Below are 24,052 nucleotides of genomic sequence, written 5' to 3' on the forward strand. Positions count from 1 at the left end.
CTGGTTACCCTGGATCGCCATGAGCGGTAAGGCGGACGCCGACGCAATCATCGTCGGGGCGGGGCTGGCCGGTTTGGTGGCGGCCTGCGAACTGGTGGACCGCGGCCAGCGGGTGCTGATCGTCGACCAGGAGAACAGCGCGAACCTGGGCGGGCAGGCGTTCTGGTCCTTCGGCGGACTGTTCTTCGTCGACAGCCCCGAACAGCGGCGGCTGGGAGTACGCGACAGCCACGAACTGGCACTGCAGGATTGGCTGGGCACCGCCGGATTCGACCGCCCGTGCGACCACTGGCCGCGGCAATGGGCGCACGCCTACGTCGACTTCGCCGCCGGTGAGAAACGCAGCTGGCTGCGGGCCCGCGGGCTGAAGATCTTCCCCCTGGTCGGCTGGGCCGAGCGCGGCGGTTACGGCGCGATCGGGCACGGCAATTCGGTGCCCCGGTTCCACATCAGCTGGGGGACCGGGCCGGCCCTGGTCGAGATCTTCGCGGGCCGGTTGCGGGGCCGGCCGACCGTCCGCTTCGCGCACCGGCACCGGGTCGACGAGCTGATCGTCGAAGACGGCCGGGTGACCGGTGTGCGGGGCAGTGTATTGGAACCGTCCTCCGCGCCGCGTGGTGTGGCGTCGTCACGCAACACGTTGGGGCAGTTCGAATTCCGTGCATCCGCAGTGCTGGTGACCAGCGGTGGCATCGGCGGCAACCTCGATCTGGTGCGCCAGAACTGGCCGGAGCGGATGGGCCGCGTCCCCGACCAGCTACTGGCCGGGGTGCCCGCCCACGTCGACGGCCGGATGATCGGTATCACCGAGGCCGCCGGCGGGCGGGTGATCAACCGGGACCGGATGTGGCACTACACCGAAGGCATCACCAACTACGACCCGATCTGGCCGGGCCACGGTATCCGGATCATCCCCGGTCCGTCACCGCTGTGGCTGGACGCGACGGGCGCCCGGCTGCCCGGGCCGTTGTATCCCGGCTTCGACACCCTGGGCACCTTGGAGCACATCGCTCACTCCGGGCAGGACTACACCTGGTTCGTGTTGAACGCGAAGATCATCGAGAAGGAATTCGCGCTGTCGGGTCAGGAACAGAACCCGGACCTGACCGGGCGCAGCCTGCGTCAGCTGATCACCTCTCGGGCCCGGTCGGGACCGCCGCCACCGGTGCAGGCGTTCGTTGACCGCGGCGTGGACTTCGTCCATGCCGATTCGCTGCGCGATCTGGTCTCGCGCATGAACGACCTGCCCGACGTGGTGCCGTTGGACTACGCGACGGTGGCCGCCGAGGTCACCGCACGCGACCGCGAGGTGGCCAACCGGTTCAGCAAGGACGGCCAGATCACCGCGATCCGTGGTGCCCGGGCCTACCTGGGTGACCGGCTGGGCCGGGTGGTGGCCCCGCACCGGTTGACCGATCCGGGCGCCGGTCCGCTGATCGCGGTCAAGCTGCACATCCTGACCCGAAAGACCTTGGGCGGTTTGGAGACCGACTTGGACTCCCGGGTGCTGGGTGCCGACGGCAAGCCGATCGACGGGCTGTATGCGGCCGGCGAGGTAGCCGGCTTCGGCGGCGGCGGGGTGCACGGTTACCGGGCGCTGGAGGGCACCTTCCTGGGCGGGTGCATCTTCTCCGGCCGTGCTGCCGGCCGGGGCGCCGCCCGCGATATCGCCTGAATCGGGGTTCGCCGCCGCCGCGAGCGTGCGTAGCTGCACGCCCACACCCGGCGTGTCGCCGGACCAACACGCACGCTCGGCGGAATGGGGGTCAGAAGGCGACGGCGCTCTCGGCGGGCAGCACCTGGAAGTCGGTGCGTCCCATCTCGGCGAGCCGGCCGTGATAGATGCCGCGGGCGTCGGCCGCGATGATGCCCTGGTGGATCGGCACCGCGGCGCGCGGCGCCACGGCGCGCAGGTAGTCGACCGCCTCGGCGATCTTCATCCACGGTGCGGCGGCCGGGGCGGCCAGCACATCCACCGGTTCGCCCGGCACGAACAGCGCGTCGCCCGGGTGCATCAACCGGGCCGGGTGCCCGGCGTCGCCGACCAGGTAGGAGATGTTGTCGATCATCGGGATCTCCGGGTGGATCACGGCGTGCTGACCACCCACCCCCCGCACCCTCAGCGAGCCGAGTTCGAAGCAATCCCCGACGTGCACCGGTTGCCACGGCGCTCCCAGCTGGGCGGCGGTCTGCGGGTCGGCGTAGAGCGCCGCCTCCGGATTGGCGTCGATCAGGGCCGGCAGCCGGGCGGTGTCGACGTGGTCGGGGTGCTGATGGGTGATCAGGATCGCCGACAGCCCGGTGATGCCCTCGAAGCCGTGCGAGAAGTTGCCCGGGTCGAACAGCACCGTGGTGTCGACGAAATCGGCGAGCAGGCAGGAGTGGCCGAAGTGGGTCAGACGCATGCCTTCGATTGTGCGCTCCGGCGCCGCAGACGGGCATCGGTATTGTTGACCCGACCGATTCCCGTCGACAGTAGGAGCGCGCGTGGCCCGGGTGGTTGTGCACGTGATGCCCAAAGCCGAGATTCTCGACCCGCAGGGTCAGGCGATCGTCGGCGCGCTTTCCCGGCTCGGACACGCCGGAGTGTCGGACGTGCGGCAGGGCAAGCGCTTCGAACTCGAGGTCGACGATTCGATCGACGACGCCGCGCTCGCCGAGATCGCCGAAACGCTGCTGGCCAACACGGTGATCGAGGATTGGACCGTCAGCCGGGACACGCCGTGAGCGCCCGCGTCGGTGTCATCACCTTCCCCGGCACTCTGGACGACGTCGACGCCGCCCGCGCGGTCCGGTTCGTCGGTGCCCAACCGATCAGCCTCTGGCATGCCGACGCCGACCTGAAGGGGGTCGACGCCGTCATCGTCCCGGGCGGGTTCTCCTACGGCGACTACCTGCGCGCCGGCGCCATCGCCCGGTTCGCCCCGGTGATGGGCGCGGTCGTCGAGGCGGCGGGGCGCGGGCTGCCGGTGCTGGGCATCTGCAACGGTTTCCAGGTGTTGTGCGAGGCCGGACTGCTGCCGGGTGCGCTGACCCGCAATGCCGGCCTGCACTTCGTGTGCCGTGACGTCTGGCTGCGGGTGGCCTCCACCGACACGGCCTGGACGTCGCGGTTCGAGGCCGACGCCGACCTGCTGGTGCCGCTGAAGTCCGGTGAGGGACGCTACGTGGCCGCTGAGGCGGTGCTCGACGAACTGGAGGGCGAAGGGCGGGTGGTCTTCCGCTACCTCGACAACATCAACGGCTCGCTGCGCGACATCGCCGGGATCAGTTCGGCCAACGGCCGGGTGGTGGGGCTGATGCCGCACCCCGAGCACGCCATCGAGGCCCTGACCGGGCCCAGTGATGACGGGCTGGGGCTGTTCTACTCCGCGCTGGACGCCGTGCTGGCCGCTTAGCGGCGTCGTCGAGGCACGGCTGGCTACGCCGTGACGTGGTCGGAGCAGTCGACGCGCAGGTCCGAGATGGTCATCGGTGTGTCGTAGAACCTGCAGCGGTAGCTTCGCCGGTCGGTCTGGATGGTTTCCAGTTGCGTGCAGGTGCTGCAGGCCCGGGTGACGGGCAGCAACTGCGCGTCATGCAGGCGGGCCATGACGACCAGCAGCGTGTCGAGCAGCTGTTCGGCTTCGGCGTGGTCGAGTTTGGACGTGGCGATCTCGGCGGGTGCGGTCCAGCGTGCGAGCTGGGCCGCGGTCTTGCGACCGGCCGGGGTGAGGGCGAGAGCGTGACGGCGGCGGTCATCGAGGTCCGGGGTGCGCACCACCATGCCTTTGCGGATCAGTGCCGCGATGGCGTCGCTCACGGTGGGCTCGGAGACGTTGAGTTCGCGGGCCAGCGTGCTGGCGTGCGCGGCGGGCGGTGGGCCGACGTAAAGCCAACTGAGAAGCCGCATCTGGGTACTCGATAGGTCGTGGCTTTCGGCGGCCCGCCTGGCCAGCACGTGCAGGCCATCGCCGACCCGGTCGAGCGCGGCGACGATCTTGGCGTCCAGGCTTCGGTGGCGTGCGTCTTCGGATTTCAGAGCACGACCTCCCTCTTGTGCACGTTTGCTGGCGGCGTGGTGTCGGGGTCGGAGCCTACCGGCAGCCCGGGTCGGACCCAATGTTGCGAATCAGCGTGATCCTAATACTTAGGAGTCCTCGCCAATTGTTGCATCATGGTTGTGTTCCCGTCATCGACACAGCTCAACGCGGCGGGAGATCGCAGCTCACGCCCGACCAAGGACGACATATGCCCAAACTTTCTCGCAGTGATTGGTACGACCTGGCTCGCGACACCAACTGGACGTTTCGCTACGTGACCGAGGAGGAAGTGTTTCCTGAAGACCTCTCCGGCACGCATCGGGTTCCCGCGGAGGCCTGGCTGAAGTGGGACGAGCCCTACAAGGTCGGTTACCGCGAATACGTACACAATCAGGTCACCAAGGACACCACCACCTACTCGCTGAAGAACGCCATCGGACGATCGAAGCTGTTCGAGCAACTCGACCCGGGCTGGAAGTCGGTCATCGTGGCGCATTACGGCGCCATCACCATGCCCGAATACCTGGCCTCGATCGGTGAAGCGCGGATGGGCAGATTCGGTCGCTCGGCGGCCTGGCGCAACACCGCGACCTTCGGCGCCCTCGACGAGGTTCGGCACGGTCAGATCCAGGCATTCTTCCCCTACGGCCTGCTCGACAAGGAGCCGCGAGGCGACTGGGCGCTCAAGGCGTTTCACACCAACAACTGGATCGTGCTCGCGGTGCGCTATCTGTTCGACGACATGTTCGTCGCCAACGACGCGTTGTCGATCGCGCTGCAGTTGACCTTCACCCTGGAGACCGGATTCACCAACCTGCAGTTCCTCGGGATGGCCGCCGACGCCATCGACGTCGGCGATCTGGAGTTCGGCGCCCTGATCAGTTCCATTCAGACCGACGAGGCACGCCACGCCCAGCAGGGCGAGCCCACCATCAAGGTGCTGGCCGACAACGGCGAGGCCGCGTGGGGCCAGTTCCTCATCGACCACATGTTCTGGCGGTCGTGGCGCATCTTCGCCCTGCTGACCGGTCTGTCGATGGATTACTACACCCCACTGGAGAGTCGGCGGATGAGCTTCAAGGAGTTCATCGAAGACTGGGTGGTCAAGCAGTTCGCCGACCAGTTCCGCGACTATGGGCTCGAATTGCCCTGGTACTGGGAGGAATTCATCAACGAGCTGAGCTGGTATCACCATGCCATCCATGTGGGCGTGTGGTACTACCGCCCCACGGTGTGGTGGAACCCCGACGCCGGCGTCTCTGACGCCGAGCGACTGTGGCTGGAGGAGAAGTACCCCGGCTGGAACCGCGACTTCGGAAAGCACTGGGATGTCATCACCGACAACATCCGCAACGGCGACATCGCCGCCACCCTGCCCGAGACCTTGCCGATCACCTGCAACCTGTGCCAACTGCCCATCGTGCGAGCCGCCGGGGTGATCCTCGGCGCGCATACCGACGCGGCCCCGCTGACCCACGTGCACAACGACCGCAAGTACCTGTTCTGCTCGGAGCCGTGCCGGTGGATCTTCACCCAGCGGCCCGACCGGTTCGCCGGCCACCAGTCGCTGATCGACCGGGTGCTGTCCGGTGAGATCAGCCCACCGGACCTCGGCACCGTGCTGCAGTACTTCGGGCTCTCGGCCGAGGAACAGGGCCAGGACGCCGACAACTACGGGTGGGCGCTCAACGGTGCACGCCCCGGATCGAGAGGCTGAAAACCATGGCACTGCTTCCCCTGACCGCCCTGTTCGAGGGCGACGTGCTGGAACTGCTCGTCCCGGTCGATGACGCCGACAGCGTCGAAGCCGTCAGCGCGGCGATCGCCCATCACGTGGTCGGACACCGCGTCGCTAAACGCGATGCCCCGATCCGGCTGCGCCACAACGGCACCGTGCTGGACCCCGAGGCGGGCATCGGTGCGTCGGGAGTCGGCCCACTGGACCACGTCGAGGTCTTCTATGACCAGCGTTAGCACCTGGACTCCGGTGGCCAGCCTCGACGACCTGTGGGAGGGCGAGGTGGCCGAATTCGAAGTGGATGATCGGCCGATCCTGATCGCCCACCTGCGCGGCGGAGCAATCCGCGCCTACGACGGCTTGTGCCCACACGCCGGATTCCCGCTGGCCGACGGCGACGTCGAAGACGACATATTGACCTGCGGCGCGCACAGCTGGGAGTTCGACCTGACCACCGGCGCCGGGGTGAATCCGGCCAACTGCCGGCTACGCAGCCATCCGGTACGCCTCGAAGGCGACCAGATCACCATATTGCTCACCGAAGGGGAAGCCCGATGACCACCGCCGCGGAACAGGACAAACTTGTCGGCCCGGTTGTCCGCGGCTTCGACCCCGACGTCGTCGCCGCCCTGACCGAGGCCATCCTCGCCGACAACCCCGAAGCCGCCATCACCATCGAGGACCACGCCGGCTATGTGCGTATCCACGCACCGCGATTCCTGCGGGTAACCCGATCGAGCCTGGAATCAGCTGCGGGCCAGGCGTTCCCATTGGCGACCCTGGAACCGGCATTGGTGGCGTTCGCCGGGCGAATCCGCTATGTCGGCGACGACGAACTGCATTGGTACCTGGACCGAGAGGACTGACACATGACCACCGCGAAAACCCGGCCGCTCAAGACCTGGAGCATCGCCGGCGACACCCGGCGCAAACCCACCGAGTACGAAGCCGTCACCGGCCGGTTCCACTACCACTTCAACCGCCGGCCGGCGCCCTTCGACCTCGACCCCGGCAGCCCCATCAACCGTTGGTACCTCAAACACCGCGAAGGCTCACCCCTGCAGGCCGAGGACTGGGAAGGGTTCCGTGATCCCGCCGCACTGAACTACCGCCGCTACATCGCACTGCAACACGACCGCGAGGTCTACGCCGAGGGCGTGGTCGACCACTACGAGACGCTCGGCGGCGACGACAAACTCGATCCCGGCTGGATCGAGACACTGTCCCGCATCTACGCCCCTGCCCGCTACCTGCTGCATGTCCTTCAGATAACCAGTCTCTACGTCGGACAACTCGCACCGAGCGCCTACATCACCAACGCGGCGTTCTTCCAAGCCGCCGACGAACTGCGGGCACTGCAGTGGATCGCCTATCGCGCCAAATCACTGTCACTCAATCACGATATCCAGTTGGCGAATTCCGAAGCGGCACGGCGAATCTGGGAGACCGACGAGGCCTGGCAGCCCGCCCGCGAGACGCTGGAACGACTGCTTTTGGCCTACGACTGGGGGGAGGCTTTCACCGCACTGAACCTGGTGGTCAAACCGGCACTCGACGCGCTGTTCAACGAGTCTTTCGTCGAGCTGGCCGGTGACCACGGCGACGGGCTGACAGCAGCGCTGTTGTCCGAATCGCGGGTGGACACCACCCGAAACCAAGCCTGGCACGCCGCCCTGGCCCGCTACGCGCTGAGCGCCGATTCGACCAACCGCGCGGTCATCGAGGGCTGGATCGAAGGCTGGCGCCCCCGCGCCGAGCGAGCTGTCGAGGGCCTTGCCGCCGCGCTGCCCGATCCCGATGCCGTCCGGGAGCGGGCCGCGCGCTCGGTCGCCGCATTCACCGCGCAGTGGGCCGACTGACCGCACCGACGCCTAGCAGGTCAGCGCGACCGCGGCCTCTGCGGTGTAGCACAGGAAGGTCAGCGTCTCCTGCAGGTAGAGCTGCACGTTCTCGGCGTCATGGGACTCATAACCGATCGACACGTCGGTGCCCAGCCGCAGGTCGAAGTCGCCGCCCCGGGTGGTCAGTACGAACGCGCCGTCGATCGCCGGCGCCCAGATGATGTCGCCGGTGACCAGCCGGCGCAGGTGCTCCAGGATGGGGTAGCCGTGATCGGAGGTCTCGGCGACCTTGGTGTAGGCATCGGCGGACAGCAGCACCGAGTAGGGGCCGTCCACCCCGGCCAGCCGCAGCGCCGACAGCGCCTGGCTGACCACATCCGGGATGCCGCGCGGGTCGTCCGGCAACGTCAACTCGGAATTGGAACTCGCGCTGCGGATGCCCTCCACCGAGGCGGCCGGGTAGCCATCGAAGATGATCCGGTCCTCGGCGAACGCCAGCTTCTTGGCAGCGGCCTTCACCGGATCCCAGTCGGCATCCTGCGAACCGCGCTCGACATCGTCGATCTCCGCACGCGACAGGGTGAACGGAACCCGCAGGCGCACCAGCGGTTTGCTGTCGCGCAGGTCGGCGACCACGCCGTCGGCCGGGGCGCCGATCCCGGTCAGCCGGCCGGTGCCCACCGCTGCCGCCGTCGGGCCGGCTGGCTCGCTCACATCGACGACCCGGCGTCCGGCGATGTGCCGCTTGAATGTTCGGGCCGCCTCCTGCTCGATGTCGGCCCAGGCCGCCTCGGTGACCGGGGCCAGATCGCGATACAGGTTGTTCATGACGAATTTCCTTTCAAGCTGCCGATATTCAGTGAGCCATCAACGCCGGCGGGTTCGACGGGCTCAGCGGGGGTCAGGGCCGCCGCCAGGCCCGGCAGCGGCGGCGGATCGTCGAGGAAGTCGGCGCTCGGGGTGAAGAACAGTCCGCCCGTGACCGCGGTGGAGAAGTCCAGGATGCGGTCGGTGTTGCCCGGCGGGTCACCGAAGAACATGTTGCGTAGCATCTGCTCGGTGATCTCCGGGTCGCGGACGTAGGCGATGTAGTACGTGCCGGACTCGCCGGCGCCCACCGAGCCGAACGGCATGTTGTGCCGCACGATGTCGAGCTCGTTGCCGTCCTCGTCGGTGATCACGTTCAGCGCGATATGCGAGTTGGCCGGCTTCACCGCATCGTCGTACTCGATGTCGTCGGCCTTGGTGCGGCCGATCACGCGCTCCTGCTCGGTGACCGGCAGCGCCTCCCAGGCGGCCATGTCGTGCAGGTACTTCTGGACGTGCACATAAGACCCGCCGGCGAAATCCGGGTCCTCGTCCCCGACGGCGGTGGCATCCACGGCCTCGTCGCCGACCGGGTTCTCGGTGCCGTCGACGAAGCCGAGCAGGTCGCGATTGTCGAAGAACCGGAAGCCATGCACCTCGTCGACCACGGTGATCGCACCGGCCATCGCCTTGACGATGCGCCCGGCGAGCTCGAAGCAGACATCCATGGTCTCGCCCTTGACGTGGAACAGCAGATCCCCCGGGGTGGCCGGCGCGGTGTGACGCGGACCGACCAACTCGACGAACGGATGCAGCTGCGCCGGGCGGGGCCCGGCGAACAACCGGTCCCAGGCGTCCGAGCCGATCGAGGTCACCAGCGACAGCCGTTTGGTCGGGTCGCGGAAGCCGATTGCCCGGGCGTAACCGGCCAGCTCCGGCAACGCCTCGTGCACTGTCGCCTCACCACCCTCATCGATGGTGGCGACCAGGAAGATGGCCGCACAGGTCAACGGAGCGGTGACGGGCTGAACGGACGGCACGGTATCGACCCTAACGTCCCCGCCAGGCTGCGGATGCGAAAGACTTGAGCCATGGCGGCCACCGCGACCGGATTATGCGAGTTCATCGACGCCTCACCGTCGCCGTTTCACGCCTGCGCGACCGTGGCCGCGCGGCTGCGGGCCGCCGGCTACACCGAGGTCGCGGAGATCGACCGCTGGCCGGAGACGCCCGGCCGGTACTTCACCGTCCGGGCCGGCTCACTGGTGGCTTGGCACAGTCCCGAGCGCGCCGAGAGCGCCCAGCCGTTCCGGATCATCGGCGCCCACACCGACAGCCCGAACCTGCGGGTCAAGCAGCATCCCGCCCGGGAGGTGGCCGGCTGGCAGCTGGTGGCGCTGGCGCCGTACGGTGGCGCCTGGCTGAACTCCTGGCTGGACCGTGACCTGGGTGTCAGCGGGCGGCTCTCGGTGCAGGCCGGTACCGGAATCAGCCACCACCTGGTCCGCATCGACGAGCCGATCCTTCGGGTGCCGCAATTGGCCATCCACCTGGCCGAGGACCGCAAGGCGGTCACGCTGGACCCGCAGCGTCACCTCAACGCGGTGTGGGCCGCCGGCGGCGAGACCCGGGATTTCCTGAGCTATGTGGCCGAACGCGCCGGCGTGGAACCGCGCGGCGTGCTGGGTTTCGACCTGATGACCCACGACCTGGTGCCGTCGGGGGTGACCGGGGCGGGGCAGGAGTTCGTCAGCGCGCCGCGGCTGGACAACCAGGCCAGCTGCTACGCCGGGCTGGAAGCCCTGCTGGCCGGCGAGCCGGGGCCTTTCCTGCCGGTGCTGGCGCTGTTCGACCACGAGGAGGTCGGGTCGACCTCGGATCACGGCGCCCAGTCCGATCTGCTGCGAGGCGTCCTGGAGCGGATCACGCTGGCCGCCGGCGGGGACCGGGAGGACTTCCTGCGGCGGCTGGCCGGCTCCGCGCTGGCCTCGGCGGACATGGCGCACGCCACCCACCCCAACTACCCCGACCGCCACGAACCGGGCCACCAGATCGCGGTCAACGCCGGGCCGGTGCTCAAGGTGCAACCCAACCTGCGCTACGCCACCGACGGCCGCACCGCCGCGACGTTCGCCCTGGCCTGCGACCAGGCGGGAGTGCCGCTGCAGCGCTATGAGCATCGCGCCGACCTGCCATGCGGGTCGACCATCGGTCCGATGAGCGCCGCGCGCACCGGGATCCCCACCGTCGACGTGGGCGCACCGCAGCTGGCCATGCATTCGGCGCGTGAACTGATGGGTGCGCGCGACGTCGCCTCTTACGCGGCAGCCCTGGCGGCGTTCCTGGCGCCGGACTGAGCCAAATCCGTGCCATAGACTATGGCCGTGACGCCCGGGCCTGCCGTAGATACCGTCGAAGACGCCGCCGCTACCCCCGACCACCCGCAACCGTTCGCCGAGCTGGGCCTCAAAGACGACGAGTACCAGCGCATCCGTGACATCCTGGGCCGCCGGCCCACCGACGCCGAGCTGGCCATGTACTCGGTGATGTGGAGTGAGCACTGCTCCTACAAATCCTCCAAGGTGCACCTGCGCTACTTCGGCGAGACCACCACCGACGAGATGCGCAAAGCCATGCTGGCCGGCATCGGCGAAAACGCCGGCGTCGTCGACATCGGTGACGGCTGGGCGGTCACCTTCAAGGTGGAGTCGCACAACCACCCGTCCTACGTCGAGCCTTATCAGGGTGCGGCCACCGGGGTCGGCGGGATCGTGCGCGACATCATGGCGATGGGCGCCCGTCCGATCGCGGTGATGGACCAGCTGCGCTTCGGTGCCGCCGATGCCCCCGACACCCGCCGGGTGCTCGACGGGGTGGTGCGCGGCATCGGCGGCTACGGCAACTCCCTCGGGCTGCCCAATATCGGCGGTGAGACCGTCTTCGACCCCTGCTACGCCGGCAACCCGCTGGTCAACGCACTCTGCGTCGGGGTGCTCAAGAAGGAAGACCTGCATCTGGCGTTCGCGTCGGGCGCCGGCAACAAGATCATCCTGTTCGGGGCGCGCACCGGCCTGGACGGCATCGGTGGTGTCTCGGTGCTGGCATCGGACACCTTCGGCGGAGACGAGAGCGGCTCAGGATCTTCGGGAGGCCGCAAGAAGCTGCCATCGGTTCAGGTCGGCGACCCGTTCACCGAGAAGGTGCTCATCGAGTGCTGCCTGGAGCTCTACGCCGCCGGGCTGGTGGTCGGCATTCAGGACCTCGGCGGTGCCGGATTATCCTGTGCCACTTCGGAACTGGCGTCCGCTGGTGACGGCGGTATGGCAATCGAGCTGGAGAAGGTGCCGCTGCGCGCGGCGAACATGACCCCGGCCGAAGTGCTCTCCAGCGAGTCGCAGGAGCGCATGTGCGCCGTGGTGACCCCGCAGAACGTGGACGCCTTCATGGCGGTGTGCGACAAGTGGGACGTGCTGGCCACCGTGATCGGTGAGGTCACCGAAGGCGACCGGCTGCGGATCACCTGGCACGGGCAGACCGTCGTCGACGTCCCGCCGCGCACGGTGGCCCACGAGGGCCCGATCTACCACCGTCCGGTGCAGCGCCCGGACACCCAGGACGCACTGAACGCCGACCGCTCTGATCGTCTTCCGCGACCGGCAACCGGCGAGGAGCTGCGCGAAACTCTGCTCGCGCTGCTGGGCAGCCCGCACCTGTGCAGCCGGGCGTTCATCACCGAGCAGTACGACCGCTACGTGCGCGGCAACACCGTGCTGGCCGAGCACGCCGACGGCGGCATGCTGCGCATCGATGAGGCTTCCCGCCGTGGGATCGCCATCTCCACCGACGCCTCCGGCCGCTACACCAAGCTGGACCCCTACACCGGTGCTCAGCTGGCGCTGGCCGAGGCGTACCGCAACGTGGCCGTCACCGGCGCCACGCCGATCGCCGTCACCAACTGCCTGAATTTCGGGTCCCCGGAAGACCCCGGCGTGATGTGGCAGTTCGCCGAGGCGGTGCGCGGATTGGCGGATGGCTGTGCGGCACTGGGGATTCCGGTCACCGGTGGCAATGTGAGCTTCTACAACCAGACCGGTGCGACGCCGATCCACCCCACCCCGGTGGTCGGGGTGCTCGGCGTCATCGACGATGTGGAGCGCCGGCTGCCGTCGGCGTTCGGCGTCGAACCGGGCGAGACGCTGATGTTGCTCGGCGACACCCGCGATGAATTCGACGGCTCCATCTGGGCGCAGGTGACCGGCGACCATCTGGGCGGGCTGCCCCCGAAAGTCGACCTGGAGCGTGAGCAGCTGCTCGCCGAGGTGCTGTGCGCGGCATCGCGCGACGGCCTGGTCTCCGGGGCACACGACCTGAGCGAGGGCGGCCTGATCCAGGCCGTGGTCGAATCGGCCATCGCCGGCGAAACCGGTTGCCGCATACTTGTTCCCGAAGATGCCGACCCGTTCGTCTTCCTGTTCTCCGAGTCGGCGGGCCGGGCGCTGGTCGCGGTGCCGCGCACCGAGGAGAGCCGGTTCAAGTCCATGTGCGAGGCGCGCGGGCTGCCGGTCACCCGCGTCGGCGTGGTGGACCACGCCCTGGGCGGCGAGGCGGAGGTGGAGGTTCAGGACCAGTTCCGTGTGTCGCTGGCGGAACTGCGCAGTACATCCGAGGCGGTGCTGCCGGGGATCTTCGGATAGCCGCACCGGCATGGGGACCACGGTCGCAGCGCGGGTCAGACACCCGCTGCTGCTGTGGGCGTGGGGGCTGCTACGGCTGAAGTTCGTCGGAGTGGCGTTCGGCGCGCTGTTCTTCTGCCTGTCGCTGACCCCTTCGCTGTTGCCGCGCGATTGGCTGTTCCAAGGGCTGATCGGCGGCATCAACGCCGCCTTCGGCTACGGCCTGGGCGTGCTGATCGGCGCGGCGGCCGACCGGTTCGTGCTGCGCGGTGCCCGTTGGTGGCCGCCGTCGCAACGGGTGCTGCTCGGGCTGAAGGCGGCCGTGGTGGTGGCGGCGCCGGCCGCGTGCGTGCTGATGTTGATCCCGGCCGCCGGCTGGCAACGACAGGTCTCGGAGCTGTTGGGCATCGAAGGCCCGGCGACGCTGGGCTACCTGCGCACCCTCGCCGTCGCGATCGGTGTGGCCGCCGCGCTGGTGGCGACGGTGCGGACGCTGATCGACACCACTCGGCTGGTGGCGCGGGCGTTGATCCGGCGCTGGCACCTGAACAGTGAAGTCGCCCTGTTCATCGGCACCGCGATCGTCGTCGTCGTGCTGGTCACCTTGATCAACGGGGTGCTGATCCGCGGGTTCTTCGCCGGCGCCAGCGCGGTGTTCCAGCCCGAGAACAGCGCCACCAAACCCTGGGCCGTGCAGCCCCAGCAACCGGAGCGCTCCGGCAGCCCGGCGTCTTTGGCGCCCTGGGACACCCTGGGCAGCCAGGGGCGCAGCTTCGTCGCCGGCGGAGCGCACGCCGCCGAGCTGAGCCGGATCAACGGCCGGACCGCCCGCGAACCCATCCGCGTCTACGCCGGCCTGCACAGCGCCGGAGACGACCAGGCCCGGATGGAGCTGCTGGTCGACGAACTGGAACGCACGCACGCCTTCGACCGTCAGCTGCTGGTCGTGGTACCGACCACCGGCACCGGCTGGGTCAATCCGGCCGCGGCCGACGCGCTGGAGTTGCTCTACAACGGCGACACCGCGATCGTCGCCGTGCAGTACTCCTACCTGCCGAGCTGGATCTCGTTCCTGGCCGACCAGCGCAAATCAATGGACTCCGGCCGGCTGCTGGTGCACACCATCGCCGACCGCTGGCAACGCCTGCCGGCCGACCGGCGGCCCAAGCTGGTGCTCTACGGCGAAAGTCTGGGGGCGATGGCCGGTCAGGCTGCCTTCGACTGGCTGCCCGACATCGCCGAGCTCGGGTTCGACGCGGTGCTGTGGGTGGGCCCCCCGCAGGCCAGCCCGCTGTGGCACGCGCTGCTGGTGCGGCGCGACCCGGGTACCCCGGCGGCGCTGCCGCGCTACGACAACGGCCGAACCGTGCGCTTCGCCCAGGGCACAAAGCCGGCCGAGATCGCGGCGATCGCCGCTCCGCCGTGGCTCGGCCCCCGGGTGCTGTTCCTGCAGCACGCCTCCGACCCGGTGGTCTGGTGGTCCCCGGATCTGCTGTTCGCCCGGCCGGACTGGCTGACCGAGCCGCCCGGACCCGATCGCACCGCGTCCATGCGCTGGTATCCCGTGGTGACGTTCTGGCAGGTCAGCGCCGACCTGGCGCACGGTGAATCGATGCCGACCGGGCACGGCCACAACTACGCGGACACCATCCTGGACGGCTGGGTGGCGGTGTTGCCGCCGGAGGGGTGGGAGCCGGCCGACACCGAGCGGCTGCGGACCGCGCTGCGTGAGTCCCGAGGGACCGACGGGCCGGTGTCCTGAGGCCGCTGCGCGCCCGCGGATACCCTCGACACGTGTCCACCCGTCAACGCCTCGACCCGGCGCAGACCCGCGCCGCCGTCCTGGAGCTGGCCGAGTGGCTGCGCGATGAGAGCCTGCCCGCCCCGGACCGCGCCGAGCTGGCCGCCGCGGTCCGCCTGACCGCGCGCACCCTGGCCGAGCTTGCCCCGGGCGCCAGCGTCGAGCTGCGGGTGCCGCCGTTCGTGGCCGTGCAGTGCATCGCCGGGCCGCGACACACCCGCGGCACCCCGCCCAACGTCGTCGAGACCGATCCGCGCAGCTGGCTGCTGCTGGCCGCCGGGCTGCTCTCTACGGCCGAGGCGACGGTCAGCGCGAAGCTGCGGTTGTCGGGCTCGCGGGCCGCGGAGATCGCCGAATGGCTGCCGTTGGTGAAACTTGACGCGTGTTGACCGTAGACTGGTCATCGTCACTCAGGCCCGTCCCCCTGGAGCAGCTATAACGTGCCGGACCAGCAGGCAGTAGACCTTGAGAACGCACCCCGCGAAGAGTGCGGCGTATTCGGTGTATGGGCCCCCGGCGAAGAAGTAGCGAAACTCACTTATTTCGGCCTGTATGCGTTGCAGCACCGCGGTCAGGAAGCCGCCGGCATCGCGGTCGGCGACGGCTCCCAGGTATTGGTGTTCAAGGACCTCGGCCTGGTCAGCCAGGTGTTCGAGGAGCAGACGCTGGCGGCGATGTCGGGTCACGTGGCGATCGGACACTGCCGCTACTCCACCACCGGCGACACCACCTGGGAGAACGCGCAGCCGGTGTTCCGCAACACCGCGGCGGGAACCGGGGTGGCACTGGGCCACAACGGCAACCTGGTCAACACCACCGAACTGGCCGGCCGCGCCCGGCGGCTGGGCCTGATCGACACCCGTCGTCCCGGCGTCGCCACCACCGACTCCGACATCCTGGGAGCGCTGCTGGCGCACGGGGCCGCCGACACCACCCTGGAGCAGTCGGCGCTGGAGCTGCTGCCGACCGCGCGCGGCGCCTTCTGTCTGACGTTCATGGACGAGAACACCCTGTACGCGGCCCGCGATCCGTGGGGGGTGCGGCCGCTGTCGCTGGGCCGGCTCGACCGCGGCTGGGTGGTGGCCTCCGAAACCGCCGCGCTGGATATCGTCGGCGCCTCGTTCGTCCGGGACATCGAGCCGGGGGAGCTGCTGGCCATCGACGCCGACGGGGTGCGCTCCACCCGGTTCGCGAACCCCACCCCGAAGGGCTGTGTGTTCGAGTACGTCTACCTGGCCCGTCCCGACAGCACCATCGCCGGCCGGTCGGTGCACGCCACGCGGGTCGAGATCGGCCGCCGGCTGGCCCGCGCGCATCCGGTCGACGCCGATCTGGTCATCGGGGTGCCGGAATCGGGCATCCCCGCGGCGGTCGGCTACGCCCAGGAGTCGGGTATCGACTACGGGCAGGGCCTGACCAAGAACGCGTACGTCGGGCGGACCTTCATCCAACCGTCGCAGACCATCCGCCAGCTCGGCATCCGGCTCAAGCTCAACCCGCTGCGCGAGATCATCCGCGGTAAGCGGCTCATCGTCGTCGACGACTCGATCGTGCGGGGCAACACCCAACGGGCTCTGGTGCGGATGCTCCGGGAGGCCGGCGCCGTCGAGGTGCACGTGCGGATCGCCTCTCCGCCGGTGAAGTGGCCGTGCTTCTACGGCATCGACTTCGCCTCTCCCGCCGAGTTGATCGCCAACGTCGTCGAGGACGAGGACGAGATGCTCGAGGCGGTGCGGCGCACCATCGGTGCGGACAGCCTGGGCTACGTCGGGCTGGAGGAGATGATCGCCGCGACCGAGCAGCCCAGGTCGCGGCTGTGCAGCGCCTGCTTCGACGGCAACTATCCCATCGAGCTGCCCAGCGACAGCGCGCTGGGCAAGAACGTCGTCGAGCAGATGCTGGCCACCACCGCGTTGCAGGCCGAGAGCGGCAACGACCCGGCGCTGATCCAGCCCTAACCAAAACCGGTCTCCCGCAGCCCCTCGCGGCGACGCCTCACTTAAGTATCAACTACTTGACATTAGATCTGGCACTCGATAGCGTCGGCGCCATCGAGGCTCGTGACCTGAGACGGCTAGGACAGGAGTGGTTGTGGCGCGTTTCCCCAAGCCGCCCGAGGGCAGTTGGACCCAGCACTATCCCGAACTCGGTACCGAACCGGTGTCGTACCGGGATTCCATCACTCCGGAGGTCTACGAGAAGGAGCGGGCGGCGATCTTCAAGCGCGCCTGGCTGAATGTCGGCCGGGTGGAACAGCTTCCGCGAAAGGGAAGCTACTACACCAAGGAGCTCAAGGTCGTCAACACCTCGATCATCGTGGTGCGCACGACATCTGACGAGGTCAAGGCTTATCACAACGTCTGCCGGCACCGCGGCAACAAGCTGGTGTGGGACACCATGCCGTTGGAGGAGACCAGCGGGAACTGCCGCCAGTTCACCTGCAAATACCACGGCTGGCGCTACAACCTCGACGGCGATCTGACCCATGTGCAGCAGGAGGAGGAGTTCTTCGACCTGGACAAGAGCCGCTACGGCCTGGTCGGCGTGCACTGCGAAGTCTGGGAGGGCTTCATCTTCGTCAACTTCGCCCCGATCCCCGAGCAATCGCTGCGCGAATTCCTCGGACCGATGGTGACGGCGTTGGACGGTTACCCCTTCGGCAAGATGACGTCGCGGTGGCAATACCGTTCGGCCGTCAATTCCAACTGGAAGCTGTTCCTGGACGCGTTTCAGGAGTTCTACCACGCGCCGATACTGCACGGAAACCAGACGCCCACGGCCTACCGGGTGGCGGCCGAAGAGGCCGGATTCGAAGCGCCCCACTACCGCCTCGAAGGGCCGCACCGGTTGGTGAGCACCTCGGGAGTTCGGGCCTGGGAGATGTCGGAAGAGATGCGCAAGCCCATCGAGGACATCTGCCAGAGCGGATTGTTCGGCCCCTGGGATCCGCCGGACATCGGCCCGGTCCCCGAGGGCCTCAACCCGGCGAAATGCGATCCGTGGGGCCTGGATTCATTCCAGATCTTCCCCAACTTCACGATCCTGTTCTGGGGCCAGGGCTGGTATCTGACCTACCACTACTGGCCGACGTCGCACGATTCGCACATTTTCGAAGGCACCCTGTATTTTCCGCAGCCGCGCACCCCCCGCGAGCGGGTCGCCCAGGAACTCGCGGCGGTGTCGTTCAAGGAGTACGGGTTGCAGGACGCCAGCACCTTGGAGGCGACGCACACCATGCTCGGCACGGGCGCGGTGGACCGCTTTCTGCTCAATGACCAGGAGGTGCTGATCCGGCATTTCCACCACGAAACTGCCTCGTGGATAGCCGAATACGAGCAATCGAGCGCGAAGGTCTGAGTGCCGATGACCACTATGCTGCCGACGGAGTTCGCCGACCTCGAGCCGTTCAACGACTGGTGCCTTGGCTCCGAACCCGAACGCTACGCCAAGCGGATGGACAGTTCCATGGCGGACATGCAGGCGTTCTACGACGCCATCACCGCGCGCGCCGAAGACGCGCTGGCCTACTGCGACAAGTTCAGCCTCGATGACATGCCCGAGGATGTGCTGAACCTGATGCATCTGCTGTATTCCATGATCACGGTGGCGTTCCCGGCCGAATCCTGGAAACAGCCACGAGTTCCCGACTCGGGCGCCGCCGTCATCGAGTGCGTCTCAGAGCCTTTCCCGTGAGCCATCCGACGGCCGGGACCACGGTCCTGCGGGCTGCCCGATGGCTCGACATCGATGCCGGGGTGGCGCGTTCCCCGGCGGTCGTGGTGATCGAGGACGGCCGCATCACGGCGATCAATCCCGAAGCGCCGGTTGCGGATTCCGCCTCCGAAATCAACCAGGAGATCGACCTCGGCGATGTCACGCTACTGCCGGGCCTGATGGACATGGAGCTCAACCTGCTCATCGGCGGGCCGGGCAGCCCGGAAGGACTTCCCACGCCGATGCACGGCGTGCAGGATGATCCGGCCTACCGCACCCTGCGGGCCGCGGTCAACGCACGAACCACCTTGGAAGCCGGGTTCACCACGGTGCGCAACCTCGGGCTGATGGTCAAGACGGGTGGCTATCTCCTCGATGTCGCCCTGCAGCGCGCCATCGACCAGGGCTGGCACGTCGGTCCCCGAATATATCCGGCCGGCCACGCCGTCACGCCCTACGGCGGCCATCTGGATCCGACCGTCTTCCAACGGCTCGCGCCGGGCGTCATGCCACTTTCGGTCGCCGAGGGCATCGCCAACGGCGTACCCGACGTGACCGCCTGCGTGCGCTACCAGATCCGCCACGGCGCCAAGCTGATCAAGGTGTCGGCCTCCGGCGGGGTGATGTCACACAGCACGTCCCCGGGAGCCCAGCAGTACTCCGATGCCGAACTCGCGGCGATCGCCGACGAGGCGCACCGGGCCGGGAGGCGGGTAGCCGCGCACGCCATCGGCGACAGCGCGATCCGGGCCTGCATCCGCGCCGGCATCGACTGCATCGAGCACGGCTTCCTGGCCACCGACGCCACTTTGAAGATGATGGTGGAGCACGGTACCTTCCTGGTCTCCACCACCTACCTGACCGACGCCATGGCCGTCGAGCGGATCGCTCCCGAACTGCGCAAGAAGGCCGCCGAGGTGTTCCCGCGGGCCAAAGCCATGTTGCCCCGGGCGATTGAGGCCGGCGTGCGCATCGCCTGCGGCACCGACGCACCGGCCATCCCGCACGGTCAGAACGCCAAGGAACTGGCCGCTCTGGTGCAGCGCGGCATGACGCCGGTGCAGGCACTGCGCGCGGCCACCACCACCAGCGCCGAGCTCATCGACGCCGAGCACGAACTGGGCCGGCTGGCGCCTGGCTACTGCGCCGATATCATCGCGGTGCCGGGTGACCCGACCCGGGACATCGGCACCACGGGCGACGTGCGGTTTGTCATGAAAGACGGCCAAGTCTACAAGCGCAGCTGACCGAAAAGTGAGGACATGGATCCCACCCGCAACACCCTGTGGCTGCTCAAACAGGCCTTCTACTATTCCCTGACAACCGTGAACGAGGCGATCAGCGATTACGGTGTGAGCACCGCGCAGATCGGGTTGTTACGCCAGCTCGCCGGCGAACCCGGGCTGTCCGGCGCCGAGTTGGCCCGCCGGCTGCTGATCACCCCGCAGGGCGTGCAGCTGGCGCTGAGTGCGCTCGAGGGCCGCGGCCTGGTAGAGCGTAAGCCGGATCCGCGGCACGGGCGGATCCTGCGGTCCTACCTCACCGACGAGGGTCGTTCGGTTGCCTCGGAGGTTGTCGCCGACGCGATCGCCGCGCACGACCGGGTGTTCGGCGTACTGACCCCGGACGAGCAGGAGACGCTGCGCTCGCTGCTGACCCGCGTGGTCGAGCAGGGGACCGGGCACACCCTGTTCGCCGACCACATCGACCCCTGACCGGCAAGCGCTCACCCGCGGGCCGGCTTCGGCGCGGCCAATTCGGCCAGCGCCGCCACGAACAACTCGTCCATCTGCGGGCTCAACTCGGCCAGTGTCTTGGCGCCGGCATGGCTGGCGGAGCCGAAGACGCGTGCGAGCCGATCGGGCTCGGCGTTGGCACCGATGGAAAGGCACAGACACGCGACGCCGTCTGCCCGCAGTTCCTCGAGGGCCTTGGCGGCGTCGGCTTCGGCGTAACGGCCTTCGTAGCCTTCGTCGTAGGGGAAGCCGTCGGAAAGGACGATCAGCAACCGATTGGGTGTGCCCGCCTCGGTCTTGAGAATCTCGCCTGCGCCACGGATGCCGGCACCCAGCCGCGTGTAGCTCGACGGCGCGAGTCCGTTGAGCCGGGCTCGCCCGACGGCGCTGAAACGTTGTCCGAACGTTTTGATCGCCGGCAGCTGAACCGAGTGTCGGCCCTGAGAGCGGAATGCATAGACGGCCACCCGGTCACCGAGCTCTTCGAGCGTGACCGCCAGCGTGGCCGCCGCCCGCCGCTGATGGTCGTGTACGGCCAGGCCCTCGGGATCGGCATCGATGGCGGAGCCGGACGCATCCAGCAAGATGAGAACGCCGAGATTGCGCGCCAATTTGCGGCGTTCGGTGTAGACGTGTTCGGGTGGCGAGTAGCCGGAGCGCAAGTCGACGAACAAGTCGATGAGCGACTCGATGTCGAGCTCATCACCATCGGCGCGACCGCGTAACACCTTGGGTCCCAGGCCGACACGCGACAAGCGTCGCCGAAGCACGTCGTCGTGCACAACGCCGGCCTCGGCGACGTCGGCAGCAGCCGTCAGCGGAAAATCGATGACCCGGCACCAGTCGGGCCGATAGCGATTGTTGAAGACGTCCCACTCCGGATGCAGCGAGCCGCCTACGCCCAGAGCGGCGCCGGGCTTGTCGTCACCGGTGAAACGGATCGGTGTCGGAAGCGGCCGGGCGTTCGGCCCGACCGCGGATGCTCGCCGGATGGACCGGACTTGCAACTCTCCGCCGGCGGCGTCGTCGCCCTGCGACCGTGAATTGCCGAGCATCTTGCGGAGGAAGTCCGAGAGCGCCCGCGAATTGAACAGTGGATTCTCGAACAGTTTGAGAATCTTGCTTTCTTCGGACCGGCTGTCGGCCTCTTCGTCGTCCTCGTCCTCGTCGGCCTCGGGCAGATCGATGACGTCGAACTCCAGCCGCAGGTCCTTGTCCGTGGCCGGGGTGCCGGGCCCGGCTGGCGACGCCAGCAGCCGGGAGGGTCTGATGACACCGAACCACACCGGGGCATCGGCGACTTCTCTTCGGCTCCTGGCTATCTCGAGTGACTCCTCGGCGGTGGCGGTGCTGGGTTCCCCGTCGAGGCGCAGCGTGGCGGCGAGTGAGATCTGATCGGCGAGTCCGGCAAGAACTCGCCGCCCCTCCAGTGCCAGGTAGCGGCGCGCCACCGATGGACGTGCCCGTAACGCCTTCACCAGTCGCGGATCGAGGCTTCCCGCACCGAGCAGAGCGCTTTGGACCAGCACCTCGCGGCGCTGCTCGTCGACGCCAGTGCCCGCCGACACGAAGATGGCGTGACCGTTCGTATGCGCGGCCTCGCCCGCCGGCGCCTCGAAGACGTCGACCGACCTGCCGGCCAGATAGCTGGCGAGGTACCGGAACCGGTCGGGGGTCTCGGGATCCGAAGCGGTCACGTCCGGGGCAGCACCGCGTCGACGAGCTCACCGAGTGCGCGGATGACATCGGCGTCGTCGGAGAGGGCCTGGACGATGGCGGACTGGACGGCACTGCGCAGGTTGAGCCCTTCGGCGACGAGGCCGCCGGCCAGGATCAGCATCCGAGTCGAGGACACTTCGCGTAACGGCGAGTTGTCGATGTTCCGGATGGTGTTGCCGAGCTTGACCAGAACACTCGCCGTCTGCGCATCGATGCCGGCCTCGTGAGCAACCACCTCCGTTTCGATCTCGGCGGGCGGGAAACCGAGTTCGATGGCCACGAATCGCTGACGGGTCGACTCCTTGAGATTCTTCAGCACGCTTTGGTAGCCGGGATTGTAGGAGATCACCAGCTGAAACCCGGGCGCCGCAGGCAATGTCATGCCGAGTCGATCGACCGGAAGCTCACGGCGGTGATCAGCGAGCGGATGGATGACAACGGTGGTGTCCTGACGCGCCTCGACCACCTCGTCGAGATAGAAGATGGCACCTTCGCGTACGGCGCGAGTCAACGGCCCGTCCACCCAGACCGTTTCGCCACCTTTGAGCAGGAATCGGCCCACCAGATCCGCCGATGTCATGTCCTCGTGGCCCGCGACGGTAATCAGATCTCGACCGAGCGCGTGAGCCATCGCTTCGACGAAGCGGGTCTTTCCACATCCGGTGGGGCCCTTCAACAACACCGGCAGCCCGCGACCGGCCGCCGCGGAGAAGACCTCCACTTCATCGCCGACGCCTCGGTAGAACGGCGATTCCGGCACGGTCGGGGCAATGGTGGGGTGACTATTTGCCAGCACTGGGTTCCTCTCCCTCAAACGGGATGACCTTGGGAAGTTCTGCACCCGGCGGCAGGACGAGTTCACCGTCGGTGTTGATGTAGCCGGAGTGCTTGGTCGGCATCGGCAGCACCGGATTCGGGCATGGCTTGTCGGTGCCGTGCCCGCAGATTCCGCCGTTGAAATAGGAGCGCTTCTGGACATCCTCGGGCCACGGGTCGGCGTGCATGCCGAGCCATTGCGCGGGGCCCATGTAGAAGAAGAAGAAGCACGCGCTCACTCCGGCGAAGATTGCCAGGAACCGGGTGAACTGCTGCCGGGCGAACCCGCCCCGAACCTGGTCCAGTCCACGCTCAACGATCGTGCGGCCGCGGTCGTCGGTGAAGTAGCGCAGACAGCACAGCGCTGCCTGCACAGCTCCCCACATGATTCCTTCGTAGATGGGCCACTGGTAGTACGTGCCGGCATTGATCGAAACGGACTGGATGGCACCGGGGTAGGTGTACAACCCGGTCGGCAACAGGACCAGGCCTTCCATCACGAAGTCGAAGACGAAGGAGATCGCATAGGTCACCAGGATCAACCGAAGGTTGGTGATATTGGGCCAGCGCGCCTTGATCTTTCGCATGACCCAACATCCGACCATGGTGATCGCCAGCACCCCGTAGGCGTACCCCGGCGCGTTCGTCAGCAGCGGCTCGGCGACCTGGCGGCCTGGTTCCTCGGGCGACAACCAGCCAGGAATGTACGGCGTCCAAGAACCCCGGTTCCACAGCCAGGTGTTGTAGGTGCACCAGGTGTTGAGGTAATTCAGCAGCGGATCCTGGAAGAACATCAGGCCCATCGCGAGCACGAGCATGCCGTCCAGCGTGATGCGCCGCTCGCGGCGCCACGGCCTGATGAAGAACCACCACACGGCCAATGGCAGCGTGATCCAGAGAATCGCCGCGTTCGCGATGAGGGGGATCTTCATGTACATCGGCGGGTCGTTCGGCCCGACGGGTACCCGCTCGAAAAAGGGCCCGGTGACCCACCGGAACCACACGTACAGCTGGACAGCCAAGATGACGGCGCCGATGGCGGCCCAGATCTGGATCGGCTTCACCGCCAGCTGAGCCTGCGTGCCGAGTCCGGCTGCGCCGCCCACTGATTCGGTGACGACGGGATCCTTCTTCCTGCTCGACAGATCACTCATGGTGTCCGCCTCCTAACTGGTGGGTCAGCAA

Annotated in this window: 24 protein-coding genes; 17 read left to right on the forward strand and 7 right to left on the reverse strand. The window is 67.9% G+C overall.

The window, feature by feature from the left end; genetic code table 11:
- Positions 1–19: 19 nt before the first annotated feature.
- Positions 20–1,675: an FAD-binding dehydrogenase gene (locus tag G6N23_RS02450; protein WP_085261603.1), complete on the forward strand. Its 1,656-nt coding sequence runs from the start codon at positions 20–22 to the stop codon at positions 1,673–1,675.
- 91 nt (positions 1,676–1,766) lie between these two features.
- Here the strand turns inward: G6N23_RS02450 and G6N23_RS02455 are convergent, their stop codons facing one another.
- Positions 1,767–2,405: an MBL fold metallo-hydrolase gene (locus tag G6N23_RS02455; protein ID WP_085261604.1), complete on the reverse strand. Its 639-nt coding sequence runs from the start codon at positions 2,403–2,405 to the stop codon at positions 1,767–1,769.
- Between the two features lie 82 nt (positions 2,406–2,487).
- On the opposite strand from G6N23_RS02455, the gene purS reads away from it, so the two are divergent.
- Entirely contained in the window at positions 2,488–2,727 is a 240-nt protein-coding gene (gene purS / locus G6N23_RS02460) for a phosphoribosylformylglycinamidine synthase subunit PurS (protein WP_085261605.1), read from the forward strand.
- Positions 2,724–3,398: a phosphoribosylformylglycinamidine synthase subunit PurQ gene (gene purQ / locus G6N23_RS02465; protein WP_085261606.1), complete on the forward strand. Its 675-nt coding sequence runs from the start codon at positions 2,724–2,726 to the stop codon at positions 3,396–3,398. Before purS ends, purQ begins: the two co-directional genes overlap by 4 nt.
- A gap of 23 nt (positions 3,399–3,421) precedes the next feature.
- Here the strand turns inward: purQ and G6N23_RS02470 are convergent, their stop codons facing one another.
- Positions 3,422–3,892 (reverse strand): MarR family winged helix-turn-helix transcriptional regulator, encoded by a 471-nt coding sequence (locus tag G6N23_RS02470; RefSeq protein WP_234808660.1) that lies wholly within the window; start codon positions 3,890–3,892, stop codon positions 3,422–3,424.
- A gap of 338 nt (positions 3,893–4,230) precedes the next feature.
- Here G6N23_RS02470 and G6N23_RS02475 point away from each other — a divergent pair, with 338 nt between their 5' ends.
- The 5 genes from G6N23_RS02475 to G6N23_RS02495 are packed head-to-tail and all read left to right on the forward strand — an operon-like array spanning position 4,231 to position 7,619.
- Positions 4,231–5,739: an aromatic/alkene/methane monooxygenase hydroxylase/oxygenase subunit alpha gene (locus tag G6N23_RS02475; RefSeq protein WP_085261609.1), complete on the forward strand. Its 1,509-nt coding sequence runs from the start codon at positions 4,231–4,233 to the stop codon at positions 5,737–5,739.
- 5 nt (positions 5,740–5,744) lie between these two features.
- Entirely contained in the window at positions 5,745–5,996 is a 252-nt protein-coding gene (locus tag G6N23_RS02480) for a toluene-4-monooxygenase system B family protein (RefSeq protein WP_085261610.1), read from the forward strand.
- A complete protein-coding gene (locus G6N23_RS02485; protein WP_085261611.1) occupies positions 5,983–6,318 on the forward strand; it encodes a Rieske 2Fe-2S domain-containing protein in 336 nt (111 codons plus the stop codon). Before G6N23_RS02480 ends, G6N23_RS02485 begins: the two co-directional genes overlap by 14 nt.
- Positions 6,315–6,626, forward strand: a complete 312-nt coding sequence (locus tag G6N23_RS02490) for an MmoB/DmpM family protein (RefSeq protein ID WP_085261612.1) — start codon at positions 6,315–6,317, stop codon at positions 6,624–6,626. Before G6N23_RS02485 ends, G6N23_RS02490 begins: the two co-directional genes overlap by 4 nt.
- 3 nt (positions 6,627–6,629) lie before the next feature.
- The gene (locus G6N23_RS02495; protein WP_085261613.1) at positions 6,630–7,619 is read left to right on the forward strand and encodes an aromatic/alkene monooxygenase hydroxylase subunit beta; all 990 of its coding nucleotides are present in this window, start codon (positions 6,630–6,632) and stop codon (positions 7,617–7,619) included.
- A gap of 12 nt (positions 7,620–7,631) precedes the next feature.
- Here the strand turns inward: G6N23_RS02495 and G6N23_RS02500 are convergent, their stop codons facing one another.
- A complete protein-coding gene (locus G6N23_RS02500) occupies positions 7,632–8,429 on the reverse strand; it encodes a family 1 encapsulin nanocompartment shell protein (RefSeq protein ID WP_085261614.1) in 798 nt (265 codons plus the stop codon).
- A complete protein-coding gene (locus G6N23_RS02505) occupies positions 8,426–9,448 on the reverse strand; it encodes a Dyp-type peroxidase (RefSeq protein ID WP_085261615.1) in 1,023 nt (340 codons plus the stop codon). The genes G6N23_RS02500 and G6N23_RS02505 overlap by 4 nt, the downstream gene beginning before the upstream one ends.
- A gap of 51 nt (positions 9,449–9,499) precedes the next feature.
- Between G6N23_RS02505 and G6N23_RS02510 the strand changes: the two genes are divergently transcribed.
- The 9 genes from G6N23_RS02510 to G6N23_RS02550 all read left to right on the forward strand — a co-directional run bounded on the left by G6N23_RS02510 (position 9,500) and on the right by G6N23_RS02550 (position 20,311).
- Entirely contained in the window at positions 9,500–10,765 is a 1,266-nt protein-coding gene (locus G6N23_RS02510) for a M18 family aminopeptidase (RefSeq protein ID WP_085261616.1), read from the forward strand.
- Between the two features lie 21 nt (positions 10,766–10,786).
- Positions 10,787–13,102 carry a phosphoribosylformylglycinamidine synthase subunit PurL gene (purL, locus tag G6N23_RS02515; RefSeq protein ID WP_085261617.1) on the forward strand — a complete coding sequence of 772 codons (2,316 nt, stop codon included), beginning with the start codon at positions 10,787–10,789 and terminating at the stop codon, positions 13,100–13,102.
- A 10-nt stretch (positions 13,103–13,112) separates the two neighbouring features.
- Complete coding sequence (locus G6N23_RS02520) at positions 13,113–14,843, forward strand: alpha/beta hydrolase (protein WP_085261618.1); 1,731 nt, start codon at positions 13,113–13,115, stop codon at positions 14,841–14,843.
- A 32-nt stretch (positions 14,844–14,875) separates the two neighbouring features.
- Positions 14,876–15,271 carry a sterol carrier family protein gene (locus tag G6N23_RS02525; protein ID WP_085261619.1) on the forward strand — a complete coding sequence of 132 codons (396 nt, stop codon included), beginning with the start codon at positions 14,876–14,878 and terminating at the stop codon, positions 15,269–15,271.
- Positions 15,272–15,322: 51 nt separating this feature from the next.
- A complete protein-coding gene (purF, locus tag G6N23_RS02530) occupies positions 15,323–16,840 on the forward strand; it encodes an amidophosphoribosyltransferase (RefSeq protein WP_085261620.1) in 1,518 nt (505 codons plus the stop codon).
- A 133-nt stretch (positions 16,841–16,973) separates the two neighbouring features.
- A complete protein-coding gene (locus tag G6N23_RS02535) occupies positions 16,974–18,239 on the forward strand; it encodes an aromatic ring-hydroxylating oxygenase subunit alpha (RefSeq protein ID WP_085261855.1) in 1,266 nt (421 codons plus the stop codon).
- A gap of 6 nt (positions 18,240–18,245) precedes the next feature.
- On the forward strand, positions 18,246–18,575 hold the full coding sequence (locus G6N23_RS02540; RefSeq protein WP_085261856.1) for a hypothetical protein: 330 nt from the start codon (positions 18,246–18,248) through the stop codon (positions 18,573–18,575).
- Positions 18,572–19,843, forward strand: a complete 1,272-nt coding sequence (locus G6N23_RS02545; protein WP_085261621.1) for a metal-dependent hydrolase family protein — start codon at positions 18,572–18,574, stop codon at positions 19,841–19,843. The genes G6N23_RS02540 and G6N23_RS02545 overlap by 4 nt, the downstream gene beginning before the upstream one ends.
- Before the next feature lie 15 nt (positions 19,844–19,858).
- Positions 19,859–20,311 (forward strand): MarR family winged helix-turn-helix transcriptional regulator, encoded by a 453-nt coding sequence (locus G6N23_RS02550; RefSeq protein WP_085261622.1) that lies wholly within the window; start codon positions 19,859–19,861, stop codon positions 20,309–20,311.
- Positions 20,312–20,322: 11 nt separating this feature from the next.
- Here the strand turns inward: G6N23_RS02550 and G6N23_RS02555 are convergent, their stop codons facing one another.
- From G6N23_RS02555 to G6N23_RS02565, 3 genes are read right to left on the reverse strand one after another with little or no spacing between them, the layout of a single operon-like run.
- Positions 20,323–22,029 carry a nitric oxide reductase activation protein NorD gene (locus tag G6N23_RS02555; protein ID WP_085261623.1) on the reverse strand — a complete coding sequence of 569 codons (1,707 nt, stop codon included), beginning with the start codon at positions 22,027–22,029 and terminating at the stop codon, positions 20,323–20,325.
- Positions 22,026–22,847, reverse strand: a complete 822-nt coding sequence (locus G6N23_RS02560; RefSeq protein WP_085261624.1) for a CbbQ/NirQ/NorQ/GpvN family protein — start codon at positions 22,845–22,847, stop codon at positions 22,026–22,028. The genes G6N23_RS02555 and G6N23_RS02560 overlap by 4 nt, the downstream gene beginning before the upstream one ends.
- Positions 22,834–24,021: a spirocyclase AveC family protein gene (locus G6N23_RS02565; protein WP_085261625.1), complete on the reverse strand. Its 1,188-nt coding sequence runs from the start codon at positions 24,019–24,021 to the stop codon at positions 22,834–22,836. The genes G6N23_RS02560 and G6N23_RS02565 overlap by 14 nt, the downstream gene beginning before the upstream one ends.
- Positions 24,022–24,052: the final 31 nt, after the last annotated feature.

It is taken from the genome of Mycolicibacter terrae, from assembly GCF_010727125.1.
GTDB classification, from domain to species: Bacteria; Actinomycetota; Actinomycetes; order Mycobacteriales; family Mycobacteriaceae; genus Mycobacterium; species Mycobacterium terrae.